Consider the following 12,724-nt stretch of genomic DNA (forward strand, 5'->3'; position numbering starts at 1 on the left):
GTGATAAATTCATCTTGTCTTAAGAATGGCGTAGCTGCCTTTCGGTTTGGCCGCCGAGACTGGTTGGTTCAAGAGTCAGACTTAGTCAACCTGGCTCAAATACTGGCAAACAGTATGAATTGAGTTCCCCCAACCATGAAAAATGCCGCGACACTGTCGCGGCATTTTTTTATTCTCAGAAGCTTCGAACAACTAGGGCATTAAATCGACTCAATACCCATATTATGTAACGTAAATGCATACATGTCTGTGGTGAGGTCAATTTGCTTACTCAGCGGCATTCCTGCACCATGACCTGCATTGACATCAATGCGTATTAATACTGGATTAGCGCCTTGCTGTTTGTCTTGCAGCTCCGCAATAAATTTGTACGAATGTGCTGGCACAACTCGGTCGTCGTGATCAGCAGTTGTCACCAAGGTAGCAGGATATTGCACGCCTTCTTTTACATTGTGAACAGGAGAGTAACCAAGCAAGTATTGGAACATCGCTTCACTTTGCTCCGACGTGCCATAGTCATACTTCCAGCCTTCTCCAGAAGTAAACGTGTGATAACGCAGCATATCAAGCACGCCAACCGCAGGCAGCGCGACTTTGAATAGTTCAGGGCGTTGCGTCATACACGCTCCAACTAACAAACCACCATTAGAACCACCGCGAATCGCTAGGCGATCCGAGCTAGTGTAGTCGTTTTCAATCAGGTATTCCGCCGCCGCAATAAAGTCATCAAACACGTTTTGCTTTTGCTGCTGAGTGCCTGCGTTGTGCCAGGCTTTACCGTATTCACCGCCGCCTCGCATGTTGGCGACAGCGTATATACCACCCAACTCTAGCCAGTTGGCTACATTGCCAGAAAACATTGGAGTAAGGCTGATGTTAAAACCGCCGTAACCATACAACATGGTTGGTGATCTACCATCAAGTGCAACGCCCTTCTTGTATGAAATGATCATCGGAACTTGCGTGCCGTCTTTTGAGGTGTAAAACACCTGTTTTGATTCATACTCATTACGATCGAACGGTGCCTTTGATTCCTGAAACAGTGTGGATTCACCAGATTCGACATCAAATGAGAAGATCGTCGGAGGCGTCACGTAGTTAGTGAATGTGTAATAAAGTGTGGTTTCTTCTTTTTTACCCGCCAGACCATAAGCCGTGCCTTCTCCCGGCAATTGTACATCTCGAATCCACTCACCTTGGTAGTTAAACTGCTGCACTTTAGAAAGCACATCTACCATATAAGTCGCAAACAGATAACCGCCACCTTTGCTGATTTCTAACGGCTGTTCTTGTTCAGCAATCACGTCAGCCCATTGTTCTGTCTGAGTGTTGTAGCTGACAACTTTGCCATTCGGCGCGTCTAGGTTGGTGTAAAGCAGCAAGGTTGCGTCTTGGCTATCAATTAAGTAGGTGTCGCCTTGCGTTGTATCGCGCAGCGTCACAATTGCTTGGGAGTCAGACTGTAAATCGATATAAAACAGACGATTACCCGATGTAGATTCTGCGCCAGAAATAATGAGGAAGCGATCATCTGTCGTCGTCGTACCAGACACATAACGATGAACTTGCGTATCCAACTCACCAAAAATCACTTTATCTTCAGATTGAGGGGTACCAAGTTCATGATAATAAAGCTTGTGATGCTCAGTTCGAGCAGACAACTCACTGCCTTGCGGCTTATCGTAGCTTGAGTAATAGAAGCCTTTGCTGCCCAGCCAAGAAATCGACGTAAACTTCGCATCAACAATCTCAGGCTCTAACTGTTCTTTGGTTTCCATATCAATGACAAAGATCTTACGCCAATCACTACCCCCTTCTGAGATGGAATACGCGACCAAACGGTAGTCTTTAGAGAAGCTGACTTCGCCAAGAGAGGTCGTGCCCTCTTCGGAGAAAGTATTTGGATCAAGGAAAACCTCGGCTTCTCCCTCGCCTTTACGTCGATACAATACGCTTTGGTTTTGCAAACCGTCGTTTTTGTAGAAGTAGGTGTAGTCACCACGTACAAATGGCTGGGAATATTTTTCGTAGTTTTGACTGTTCGCCACTAAGTCACGGATTTGTTGGCGGTACGGTATCTGACCAAGGAAATCGAAGGTGACCGAATTTTGACCCGAAACCCATTGTGCGGTTTCTTCACTGCGATCATCTTCTAACCAGCGATAAGGGTCGGCAATGTCGTGACCAAAATAAGTGTCCACGACAGAATCTTTACGTGTTTTTGGGTAATGCATAACGTCCGTGTTACTCCGTTGTTTTTATTAAGTTGTTTATCTTCAATCGTTTTATTGCGGTGATTACCTTAGAGCACCCAATTTTGATTTCAACGACATTGTTTTAAATCTATGAAGAACCTAGAAATAATGAGATATCGTTAAGTACCGGTCGCGAATGTGCTCAATAAGCAGCTTCACTTTGTTCGGTGGTTGACGAGTAAACGGATACACCGCGTAGATACCCAACTTTTTACCTACTAGTTCAGGAAAAATATCCACCAGTTGGCCATTGCGAATATCATGATACACCAAGCATCGCGGGACGTAAGCTATACCATGGCCGCCCAGAGCGGCTTTACGTAATGCGGTCGCGTTATCAGTAGAAAAGCAGCCCGATACTTTGACGATGTAATTGCCATCTTCTCCTTTAAACTCCCAATCCGTTGCACCTGTGGTTTGGTAAGCGTATTGCAGACAATTGTGCGTGGTGAGATCAATCGGCTCGATCGGTTTCCCATTTTTCGCAATATAAGAAGGTGACGCGCATACCACCCATTGGGAATCGAGAATATGTCGTGCGATCAAACTAGAGTCGGCTAGGTAGCCAGTTCGAATGACTAAATCGTAACCATCAGCCACTAAATCGACAAAGCGATTATCCAATGACATGTCCACGGTCAGACCCGGATGAAGGTTACAAAACTCGGCAACAGCATCAGCAAGTATCAAATCTCCAGAGATACACGGCACGGACATTTTTATATGACCGCTCACATTCTCTCCAAAGCCTGCAACAGCATCCATAGCCTCCTGAGTGGCCTGCTTCACATTTTTAGCACTGTGGAGTAACACCTTACCTGCCTCGGTCAAGGTTAATTTGCGCGTTGTTCGATATAATAGCTGAGCCCCTATTTCTTCCTCCAACCTCGCCATTCTTTTGCTAACTACCGAATTTGTAAGGTTATTTGCCTCTGCAACCTTACTAAAGCTGCCAAGTTCGATTACTTGAGAAAATAGGATTAAGTCGTCTGCTCTCATACCATTATGTCACTTTTGGAATTAATTATTTTCATTATTTCCCTATATCAACAAAAAATAAAGGAGTAAATTCACGCCAAATTAACAAAACCATTACAACAAAAAGTCACCTCTACAGCGGATTGACACCGTTCGAGAAGTCAGCGTACGAAGGATGTACAAATGAGTGAAACCCTACTTGCCCTAGTGGCATTTTCGCCAATTGTTGTTGCCGCCATCTTATTGGTTGGTCTCAACTGGCCTGCTAAAAAAGCCATGCCTGTTGCGTTCGGTCTAACCGTCGCTATCGCACTAATGTTTTGGGATATGTCAGCCAATCGCGTACTGGCCTCCGTATTCCAAGGACTGGGCATTACTGTCTCTGTTCTATGGATCGTGTTTGGTGCCATCTTCTTGCTCAACACTTTAAAACACACTGGAGCGATCACCACAATCCGTAATGGATTTACCGATATTTCGGCTGACCGCCGTGTACAAGCCATCATCATTGCTTGGTGCTTTGGCTCGTTCATTGAAGGCGCATCTGGGTTCGGTACCCCGGCAGCAATCGCTGCACCACTACTGGTTGCAATCGGCTTCCCTGCGCTAGCCGCTGTCCTTATGGGCATGATGATTCAGTCTACGCCTGTTTCATTCGGCGCGGTAGGCACGCCTATCATCGTAGGTGTAAACAAAGGTTTAGACACCCATAACATCAGTGAGTCGTTGGCCGCACAAGGTGCAACGTGGGAAATGTACCTGCAAGATATCACAGCACACGTTGCTGTCATTCACGCAGTCGTAGGTACGATGATCCCGGTATTAATGGCGATGATGTTAACACGTTTTTTCGGCAAGAACAGAAGCTGGAGTGAAGGCCTGGATATTCTACCATTTGCGCTATTCGCTGGTGTCTCTTTCACCGTTCCATACGCGTTAACCGGCGTATTCTTGGGCGCAGAGTTTCCTTCACTTATCGGTGGTTTGGTTGGTCTGTCTATCGTTGTTACCGCAGCGAAAAAAGGCTTCTTAGTACCAAAGACTAAGTGGGATTTCGAAAGCGAAGACAAATGGCCTGCAGAGTGGTTAGGTTCGCTAAAAGTCGATCTAAACGACAATCCGGGCAAGCCAATGAGCATCGTAAAAGCTTGGGTTCCATATGTAATGCTGGCAGTTATTCTCGTCGCAAGCCGCGTAAGCCCTGAGCTGAAAGGCTTTGTACAAAGCGTAAGTTTGTCGTTCAGCAACATTCTTGGTGAGACTGGCGTTAGCGCTGCGATTCAGCCGTTATACCTTCCTGGTGGCATTCTGGTGTTTGTCGCACTACTTGCTGCAATGTTACAAAGCGGTAGTGTAAAGCCATTGCGTGAAGCGTTTGGCGAGTCAAGCAAAACACTGATTGGGGCGGGTTTTGTCTTGGTATTTACCATTCCGATGGTTCGTATCTTTATCAACTCAGGCATCAACGGTGCTGACCTAGCAAGTATGCCCGTCACAACCGCAAACTTCGCCTCTGACCTTGTTGGTTCTGCGTTCCCAGCGCTGAGTGCCACCGTTGGTGCACTGGGTGCGTTCATCGCTGGCTCAAACACGGTATCAAATATGATGTTCAGCCAGTTCCAATTCGAAGTGGCACAAACGTTGTCTATTTCGAGTGTGATTGTTGTATCACTCCAAGCCGTCGGTGCTGCCGCAGGTAACATGATTGCGATTCACAACGTTGTTGCCGCATCAGCCACGGTAGGTTTGCTTGGTCGAGAAGGCGCAACATTGCGTAAAACGATTATCCCTACGTTCTACTACATTGTAATGACAGGCATTATTGGATTGGTGCTGATTTATGGCTTCCAAATGACAGATGTCTTAATGAAGTAACGCGAAATGCAGGGTTTACAGCCCTGCCTAATTTGACACAGCTGTCTGCACTACTACCCCGACATGTTGATTTAGCTTGCTACATCAATTCCCCCGACAGCTGTGTCACCCTTTCCAGTTTGCATAACTGATTGAGTGATTTAATAAAATTTTTCAACCAATTATGTAAATGGGTTACCAACATCACCGATTCAAACGTAAGTGAACCATAGGTAACTATACTCATTTTGATGTCTTCACTGCTTTGCGATGAAGGCTCAACGAAAGAGCAAATTGCTCCACAACTTTGCTTAGAATAACCGCTAGGACACCATTATGATTATCTCAGCTTCTACTGACTACCGCGCTGCCGCGAAAGCCAAGCTTCCCCCGTTTCTATTCCATTATATTGATGGCGGCTCTTACGACGAACGCACGCTGAAGCGTAATACTGACGATTTAGGTGATGTCGCTCTTCGCCAACGCGTCCTACGCGATATGACAGATTTGAGCCTCGAAACCGAGATCTTCGGTGAGAAACTGGCAATGCCAATCGCGCTAGCTCCTGTTGGTCTAACTGGTATGTACGCGCGCCGAGGCGAGGTGCAAGCAGCAAAAGCAGCCGAGAAAAAAGGCATCCCATTTACTATGTCGACTGTTTCGGTTTGTCCGATTGAAGAAGTCGCACCTGCAATTGAACGTCCAATGTGGTTCCAGCTTTACGTGCTTAAAGACCGTGGCTTTATGAAAAACGTACTTGAGCGTGCAAAAGCAGCAGGCGTAACAACGCTGGTGTTTACCGTTGATATGCCAGTTCCTGGCGCACGTTACCGTGACATGCACTCAGGTATGAGTGGCCCTAACGCGGCCATGCGTCGTGTATTCCAGGCGATGCGCCACCCAAGCTGGGCGCTGGATGTGGGTCTACTTGGTAAACCGCACGACTTAGGTAACATCTCAACTTATCGTGGCGAACCAACAAAGCTAGAAGATTACATCGGCTGGTTAGGCGCAAACTTCGACCCTTCTATCTCCTGGAAAGATCTTGAGTGGATTCGTGATTTTTGGGATGGCCCAATGGTTATCAAAGGCATTCTAGATGAAGAAGACGCGAAAGATGCGGTACGTTTCGGCGCAGATGGCATTGTGGTATCTAACCATGGTGGCCGTCAGTTAGATGGCGTACTTTCAAGTGCTAAAGCACTGCCAAGCATTGCGGATACGGTAAAAGGTGATCTTAAGATCTTCGTAGACTCTGGTATTCGTACTGGTCTTGATGTCGTTCGTATGCTCGCACTTGGTGCAGACTGTACGCTTCTTGGCCGTTCATTTGTGTACGCATTGGCAGCACAAGGCGGAGCAGGCGTTGAAAACCTACTGGATCTGTACGATAAAGAAATGCGTGTAGCAATGACGCTGACTGGCGCTAAGTCTATCGCGGATCTTTCACGCGATTCGCTAGTGAAAATCCCATAATCTTTGCAAGCGAGCAAAACAGAAACGAAAAAACGAGCCAACAGTGGCTCGTTTTTTATTGCTCTTCAACCCGATAATTTGACGAGCAAGCTAGCTAACTTGGTGGACGTACTCGATCACGACTTGGTTTCCGTCGATAAACACGTTACTGATATCGCCATCCACCGTCACACGATTTTGTAAATAAACGGTACCAGATGCAGATAGGTCACGCTCCGTCAAAGACGGAATCACCTGACCAGGACGTACATGTAGCTGCTCGCATAGCTGTTTTACAAAACCTAGCGTCAGTGGAGAATTACCACGTAACAAGCCAGAAAACTCGTGTAGACTCAAACCAAGGCGCTTCGCCATTTCCATTTGAGTGATGTGCATTTTGGCTTTTTGTGACATCCAGATGTCGTAGAGCGCGTTTCGATCCAGCTCTGTAAATTCCATATCTGCCTCCGCTAATTCAAGAGCCAATACACTCTCACACTTACTTAAGATAAATGTTAGCGATAAGTCAGAGAAGTTATAATTGATCGTCCAAATATCAACCCTCAATCATTGGTAGCGTACCTCTGAACATGCATGAGGCGGTCGCTCAACAGAACATTGAGGTGACTCTCTTGTCATCGGAAGGAAAAGTCCATCTCGGACGGTTTAGACATAAGTAAATGATTTAAAGGAAATCACTGGGGTGAAGGAGTAATATCTGCTACCTTTCCTTCCATGGTTCACTAGAAATAAGTTACATATGCCACAGTGGTTTACCGAATTACAAAGCTACATTGAAACGTCTCATCAAAATTGGAGTGGGAGCGTCCTTTTCATTACGCTCGCTAGCTTTATAGCTTGGATAGCTTGGCGACTGATCCGCTCTCGCCTCGCTGCGCTCGTAGAGAAAACGCCCTTCCACTGGGATGACATGTTGCTTGATGCGCTAAAAGCGCCAGTCAGTACACTCATTTGGTGTTGGCCAGCAACCGTCTCTATCGGCATCATATTAGAGAGCGAGCTCAACGATAAAATAAACTGGTTAAGTACGCTGAAACTGATTTTAATCATCAGCATCTTCGTATGGACCGTTATGCGGCTCATTACCAATGTTGAAGAGCATGTTCTCGAACAAAAGAACCGAGATGAAACAACAGTACAAGCGATAGCTAAGGTCGCGCGCCTGTTCTTTATTACCGTCGGAATTCTAACCGTAATGCAGGCATTTGGTCTGTCACTATCGGGCCTACTTACCTTCGGTGGTGTTGGTGGTTTGATCGTCGGTTTAGCGGCGAAGGATTTGCTGTCTAACTTTTTTGGAGGTCTTATGATCTACTTCGATCGTCCATTTAAAGTTGGCGATTGGATCCGTTCTCCAGACCGACAAATAGAGGGGACGGTAGAACGCATTGGCTGGCGTATGACCATTATCCGAACTTTCGATAAGCGTCCACTGTATGTGCCAAACTCAGTGTTTAGCAGCATTGTCGTAGAAAACCCATCTCGCATGCTGAACCGACGTATCTACGAAAAAATTGGACTTCGTTACGACGATGCTGAAAAAATGCCGCAAATTATCACCGCGGTAAAAGAAATGCTGAAAAATCACAAAGACATTGATGCACGCCAAACACTTATCGTCAACTTCGATACATTCGGTCCATCATCATTGCACTTCTTTATCTATACCTTTACTAAAACCGTGAATTGGGTGAGATACCATGAGGTTAAGCAGGACATACTGCTTAAGGTAATCAACATCATTAAAGAACACGATGCAGATATCGCGTTCCCTACTCAGACGCTTAAGCTTGATCCTATACAAATGGTAAAAGCGGAAGAGCAAGAAGATCACGGCTTCTAGTTCTCACCAATACCCAAATAATCAAGCCCGCTGTGTTTAAGCGGGCTTTTTATTTTTCTTCGCATGAAGTGGTTATTGTTGCGTTAACACTATACGTGCATTCAGCGGTTGGATTGGGCGATTGTTTTTCCCCATTACTTCCGAAAAAGATTTTATCTGCTCAGGAGAAATAGTTTGTGCTTCTTTCATCACGAACCAACGTACACCTTCAGAGCATGGCGGTGTCGTTAGTGAGCCGTTAAAGCGGTAGTAGTCTTTATCACTTGGGATAAGGGCATCAGCATCAAATGGAACCTTGATGGTAACATCTTGATCTTTAGTTGGAATGTTAGCTAGCATCTTAGCTAGATCTGGGTTCGCGTCACCCAGTTTAAAGAACACCGCGACAACAGCTAGATGACCTACTTTGTCGGCATGCACAAAGTGTGCTTCTAGAGGGTATTCTTTACCGTCCACATGGTTTTCAGATGGCGTATGGAAGTGGAACTGTTTCAACGTAAACTCTTTACCATCAATGGTGAGTGTGTTTTTACCTTCTAAACCAGTCTGTAAAGTGTGACCGTTGTTCAGCAGTGTGATTGCCTTACCTTCGTAGTCGAAATTCAATTTTTCTAGCTTCGCTTCGGTCGCCGATTCAATGTTGATTGGGCTCTGGTTTTGACCTTTTGCGCACTCAGATGCAAACTCACCCCAATGAGCTGGCCCATGGTTTCCCTCGTAGCCCCAGCTTGCTGCATAAGCTGTTCCTGTAAATACCAGTGCCAAACCTAGTGTTGTTAGTGACTTCTTCATCATTTTCCTTATTTCTGAAAGTTAAATTCCGTGAGAATAAAGCCATACTAATCTCACAAAATTAAGCAGTGACAGAGTGAAAACTATGATTACAAAAGATTTTTGGAATAGAAGCCTCTAATGATGTAATTGACATGATGCTCAAAATTGAACGTCAACGATTATTGAATCGGTGTAAGTACCTGCAGGAGGGGTCGTTTGGCTGGTTAGTATCTGCGCGCGATAATTATAATTCTGTGGAGTGATACCATCCGGAATGGAGCCGCCAGTATCGACGTCACCGTGTTCACGACGTTCAGAACTGGTGCCTCCCCAGCGCTCCATCGTTGATGACTTATAGATTTCATACTCCAAATAGTGACCACTAGAAATCATTCGCCGCTGACCGCCGGACGCATTTAGGCCGTCATTCAAGCCAATGGAGAAGGAACTATTCTTGGTACAAGTTAACGATATAACCTGACTGACTGGTTCAAAACCGGCCACTAATGGGGACGAACCAAAATCAATATCTGGCGCTGTGATCATACAATCAGGGGTCACTTGCAACTCAACCGTAATCACGCTTTGAGCGCTGCCATTGGCGCGGCCAATGCATACCCCTAGAACCCCGATACCCTTACAGTAATCCCAAATCCAGGATACGGTGATTTGGTCTTTATAAGTCCCAGCGGAAAGATTACTACCCACTCCCGTCCGAGCATAGAGCGGAAACTCGGCTTGAGTGCCAAACAACCCGAGTAAATCGAGTAACCCGATTTCAAAAAAATTGTAAGTTTGGCCGAATACATACTCTTGTGAAAGCCCTGGATCGCCAAAAATCTGATAGCTGAGCTCCGAACTCGGATCATCCTCATTTAATAGCAAACCATTATTTATACTGTTAAACGTTGCTGATACGTAGTCGCCACTTAACAAAGACACAAGTGTAGAAAAGTCACACGTAATCCCCGCATGAGGCTGAGCTGAGCTTTGCTGCTGAGAGCTTGAAACAGTAAACGAAGAAACATTGCCAAACAAGATTAAAGGTGCTGCCGCCGTGAGCTGACAAGCCATTGTCGAGCACGAGAAAAAGAGAAGTAGGCTAGCAAACCAGCTGCGCAAAATCATAGTGCGGTCTCTTCTTCGGCTTTGATACAAACCTGCTCAGGCAATGTTTGTATTTTTTGACTGTCACGCTGATACAACCCCTCAATAAACACTTTACATGGCGACTGTCCTTGAGGATAAAACTGAATATAGCGGCCTGGGTCAACGCCTTCAAAGTACGTAAAACCATCCCAACCAATTTGGCTTGTTAAGCCCGTTTCTGAGCGGCCATATGTACCAATCGGAAGGAACAAATGATTTTCGTCTACCACCGTCATGCTCAGTGCAATTTGTAGCTCTATTGGGAACTCTAACAGGTAGCCGTAGCCCGAATGTATCGAAGCAAACTGCTCTGTTGCAGAAAACGCAGCATTGGCAGGTAAATTAAGTGGATCGATTTCATATTTGGCGGTGTAATACGCCGTAGCCCAAGGAACAAGTAAGTAACCTTCATCATCTGTCACTCCGACAATTTGATTTTCATATTTAACCGGAATACCTTCAAAACCACTGGTGCTCACCACAGCGAAGCTGTCATACACTTCATTCGCTGGGAATATTTCTCCATCCAACGTAGAGACCGAACCTGCCATTTCCGCAAAATAATCATAGTCGCCACTGGTGCCATTTAACCCCGCTCTGAACTGCGCCCATGACGCACGGTAGGTCAAATCAGCCTGTTTACGGTTTTCTGGGTGTTCGTTAATATCATGCGCTAAATTGACGCCCCATCCACCTCGTATTGGCGCAAGGCGGCTGTAACCCACTCGCCCTCGCACATCGCCATCATCCTCTCTTTTCAGCGTTAGCCCCGAACTTCCCCCCAAAGAACTGAAAGGTAGAGAGAATTGCGCCAACGTAACACTCTGACCACCAATACTATGGTTGTAAGACAGGGACATATTGATATTAAAAGGCAGAGCGTAGCTATAAGTAAGATTTAGGGTACGTGAATCTGAGTCGGATTGTTGAATATCAAAGTACCCACCAGAAAGTGAGCCCCAATCTCCCAAACGGACTCCCATATTGATTTGTGATAGATGGCGCGACGCGAGTGAAGCGTCCTTGCCGTCATCGAGCATTTCGTAATTTGGTAAATGAGATAAGGTATAAAAGTCGGCTTGTTCTACTTGAGTTCGAGCAGCGAAGCTAAACCGCCGAGACTGATAACTATAACCTAGCGCATATGAGGTAGATTGATCCTGAAAATTACTCACACGAAACGAGGCATCCACCGTACCTAAATTGAAAGCATTGGTGACAAAGCCCAGCCCCGCAACGATCAGGTCATCTTTTGCTTCGGCTTGAGCTTCTAATGTTAACCAATCAGTCATGCCATGACGCAGAGCGGTAACCACGCCACCGTCTCCATAGTCGTTAGATGCATTACCGAAATTTTCTCTGATCGCACCAATACTCGCACTGTAAGATGTAAATCCGGTCTTGAGTAGATCGGAAGAGAGAAAAAATGGGCTGGTCATGACCGTTTGCTTACCTTGAGCATCCGTTGCAATTACCGTTGCTTCCCCAGCACCAGAGAGCATTGGAATATCGTTAATAATGAAAGGACCGGGCCCAACATTCATTGAGTCAGTTTTAAAGCCATTGATAAACAAATCTAACGTAGTGGGCGCTGTGACCTCACCGTAAAATGCAGGTAACGGCGTCGTCACGACATCCGGACGCATAGAGAAATCATGCGACAACTGAATACCCGCTAGTCTTACTGGTTGGCTCCAAGATAAAGGGCGAACAATATAGTCCCCTACCTCTATACGAATTCGCTTCTCTTGATTGACGTACTCGTAACTCGTATCAAAACGAGTGTACTGGCTGCTTTGCTGGGACTGAACATCGCGATGAAAGTTAGATTTAAATATCCCGGTAGTAGAAAAAACGCCAAACTCAGAAAAGGCTCTGACTTCATGATTTATAGAAACCTCCTTTTGTCGGCTTTCGTTCTCGTACACACCAAATACGTTGTAGTTAAGCAGGCCACCACGCCCAAACTGAGCCGGGGAAAATCGCCCCATATCCTGCGCTGATAAGCTCTGCATCGGTAACCAATTAGGCGGTACGTCAATTGCGAGTTGCAATGACGATTGCAAGTAACGCACGTTAACACCTGGGATAGACGTAACCTCAAGTCTCTCTTCGGTTCCAGGCAACGACGTGGCGGTAACCCCAACTGAAATGAGGTCCTCCCGGAGCAAAAAGAACTGATCGCCAACTCGCTCAACTTTCGCAACAAGCCCTGTTGCTCTTTGATTGATCACCAACTCCAGATTGAGGCTAATATTCTCAAACTTTTCTAATGAGAAATTTTCAGGACTCGGTAGCTCAGAGAAGTAGTTTGCTGAATTTGCACAAAGACCAATACTGCTCCACGTTACGCTAAGTAATACCAACCACAAGAAAGCATTCATTGTATTAAATC

Annotated in this window: 9 protein-coding genes; 3 read left to right on the forward strand and 6 right to left on the reverse strand. The window is 45.9% G+C overall.

The genetic code is table 11. The features are described 5' to 3' along the window. Nucleotides 1-200: 200 nt before the first annotated feature. Together R7E00_RS14630 and R7E00_RS14635 are read right to left on the reverse strand one after the other, a co-directional pair. Nucleotides 201-2,234, reverse strand: a complete 2,034-nt coding sequence (locus R7E00_RS14630; RefSeq protein WP_206970610.1) for a prolyl oligopeptidase family serine peptidase — start codon at nucleotides 2,232-2,234, stop codon at nucleotides 201-203. Nucleotides 2,235-2,354: 120 nt separating this feature from the next. After that, nucleotides 2,355-3,254, reverse strand: coding sequence for a LysR family transcriptional regulator (locus R7E00_RS14635; protein ID WP_005375112.1), 900 nt, complete (start codon nucleotides 3,252-3,254; stop codon nucleotides 2,355-2,357). Nucleotides 3,255-3,416: 162 nt separating this feature from the next. Here R7E00_RS14635 and R7E00_RS14640 point away from each other — a divergent pair, with 162 nt between their 5' ends. Both R7E00_RS14640 and lldD read left to right on the forward strand, forming a co-directional pair. Further along, entirely contained in the window at nucleotides 3,417-5,108 is a 1,692-nt protein-coding gene (locus R7E00_RS14640; RefSeq protein ID WP_005375111.1) for an L-lactate permease, read from the forward strand. Between the two features lie 315 nt (nucleotides 5,109-5,423). Further along, nucleotides 5,424-6,563 carry an FMN-dependent L-lactate dehydrogenase LldD gene (lldD, locus tag R7E00_RS14645; RefSeq protein WP_115386802.1) on the forward strand — a complete coding sequence of 380 codons (1,140 nt, stop codon included), beginning with the start codon at nucleotides 5,424-5,426 and terminating at the stop codon, nucleotides 6,561-6,563. A 90-nt stretch (nucleotides 6,564-6,653) separates the two neighbouring features. On the opposite strand, the gene R7E00_RS14650 is transcribed toward lldD, so the two are convergent. After that, nucleotides 6,654-7,001 (reverse strand): helix-turn-helix domain-containing protein, encoded by a 348-nt coding sequence (locus tag R7E00_RS14650; RefSeq protein ID WP_005375109.1) that lies wholly within the window; start codon nucleotides 6,999-7,001, stop codon nucleotides 6,654-6,656. Between the two features lie 301 nt (nucleotides 7,002-7,302). Here R7E00_RS14650 and R7E00_RS14655 point away from each other — a divergent pair, with 301 nt between their 5' ends. After that, nucleotides 7,303-8,406, forward strand: coding sequence for a mechanosensitive ion channel family protein (locus tag R7E00_RS14655; protein ID WP_005375107.1), 1,104 nt, complete (start codon nucleotides 7,303-7,305; stop codon nucleotides 8,404-8,406). A 72-nt stretch (nucleotides 8,407-8,478) separates the two neighbouring features. Here the strand turns inward: R7E00_RS14655 and R7E00_RS14660 are convergent, their stop codons facing one another. The 3 genes from R7E00_RS14660 to R7E00_RS14670 all read right to left on the reverse strand — a co-directional run bounded on the left by R7E00_RS14660 (nucleotide 8,479) and on the right by R7E00_RS14670 (nucleotide 12,713). Then, nucleotides 8,479-9,198, reverse strand: a complete 720-nt coding sequence (locus R7E00_RS14660) for a carbonic anhydrase (RefSeq protein WP_115386803.1) — start codon at nucleotides 9,196-9,198, stop codon at nucleotides 8,479-8,481. A 141-nt stretch (nucleotides 9,199-9,339) separates the two neighbouring features. After that, nucleotides 9,340-10,308, reverse strand: a complete 969-nt coding sequence (locus tag R7E00_RS14665; RefSeq protein ID WP_115386804.1) for a spore coat U domain-containing protein — start codon at nucleotides 10,306-10,308, stop codon at nucleotides 9,340-9,342. Continuing rightward, entirely contained in the window at nucleotides 10,305-12,713 is a 2,409-nt protein-coding gene (locus tag R7E00_RS14670; RefSeq protein ID WP_318124440.1) for a fimbria/pilus outer membrane usher protein, read from the reverse strand. The genes R7E00_RS14665 and R7E00_RS14670 overlap by 4 nt, the downstream gene beginning before the upstream one ends. Nucleotides 12,714-12,724 lie beyond the last annotated feature (11 nt).

This window comes from Vibrio sp. Vb1755, assembly GCF_033338635.1.
GTDB classification, from domain to species: Bacteria; Pseudomonadota; Gammaproteobacteria; order Enterobacterales; family Vibrionaceae; genus Vibrio; species Vibrio alginolyticus.

Bases quoted from the DNA above. Each gene is read 5' to 3' on its own strand.
- R7E00_RS14630 (WP_206970610.1), bottom strand. From the start codon at position 2,234: ATGCATTACCCAAAAACACGTAAAGATTCTGTCGTGGACACTTATTTT.
- R7E00_RS14635 (WP_005375112.1), bottom strand. From the start codon at position 3,254: ATGAGAGCAGACGACTTAATCCTATTTTCTCAAGTAATCGAACTTGGC.
- R7E00_RS14640 (WP_005375111.1), top strand. From the start codon at position 3,417: ATGAGTGAAACCCTACTTGCCCTAGTGGCATTTTCGCCAATTGTTGTT.
- lldD (WP_115386802.1), top strand. From the start codon at position 5,424: ATGATTATCTCAGCTTCTACTGACTACCGCGCTGCCGCGAAAGCCAAG.
- R7E00_RS14650 (WP_005375109.1), bottom strand. From the start codon at position 7,001: ATGGAATTTACAGAGCTGGATCGAAACGCGCTCTACGACATCTGGATG.
- R7E00_RS14655 (WP_005375107.1), top strand. From the start codon at position 7,303: ATGCCACAGTGGTTTACCGAATTACAAAGCTACATTGAAACGTCTCAT.
- R7E00_RS14660 (WP_115386803.1), bottom strand. From the start codon at position 9,198: ATGAAGAAGTCACTAACAACACTAGGTTTGGCACTGGTATTTACAGGA.
- R7E00_RS14665 (WP_115386804.1), bottom strand. From the start codon at position 10,308: ATGATTTTGCGCAGCTGGTTTGCTAGCCTACTTCTCTTTTTCTCGTGC.
- R7E00_RS14670 (WP_318124440.1), bottom strand. From the start codon at position 12,713: ATGAATGCTTTCTTGTGGTTGGTATTACTTAGCGTAACGTGGAGCAGT.